The sequence below is a fragment of the Phaeodactylibacter luteus genome (assembly GCF_007993045.1).
In the GTDB taxonomy this organism is placed as follows: domain Bacteria; phylum Bacteroidota; class Bacteroidia; order Chitinophagales; family Saprospiraceae; genus Phaeodactylibacter; species Phaeodactylibacter luteus.
In genome coordinates this window covers 1-464 of the sequence record NZ_VOOR01000207.1, presented here as the reverse complement: position 1 = coordinate 464, position 464 = coordinate 1, and the positions used below count along the sequence as shown (strand labels likewise).

General features: G+C 60.3%; 1 pseudogene. It reads left to right on the top strand.

Features of this window, described 5'->3' with window-relative positions:
• Positions 1–464: pseudogene (locus FRY97_RS22085) on the top strand (DUF11 domain-containing protein); the annotation flags it as partial.

Here is a 464-nt window from a genome sequence, read left to right as displayed (position 1 = left end):
TTGCGAGCAGCGTAACAGTAGCAGATATGGCGCCTACGGGCACAACGATCAGCAGCTGGACGGCGGTAGTGACCACCGGCACAGCGACGCTGGCGAACGCTTCGGGCACCGGCGACTTCAGTGAGGTGATCACGAACATGTCCAACGGCGCAGTAGTAACCTACACGGTGAACGTGGACGTGCCTGCCGACTTCACGGGCGGCCTGACCAACATAGTCACGGTAACGAACCCAGAAGACCCGACGCCGGACTGCCCAGATTGTACGGACGGCCCGGACACACCGGACGAGGTATCGGACATCACCACGGTTAAGACGAACAACACCACTACCTACGTGCCGGGCACAACGGTGCCTTACACCATTACGGTGACGAACAACGGGCCAAGTGTAGCGAGCAGCGTAACGGTAGCAGATATGGCGCCTACGGGCACAACGATCAGCAGCTGGACGGCGGTAGTGACG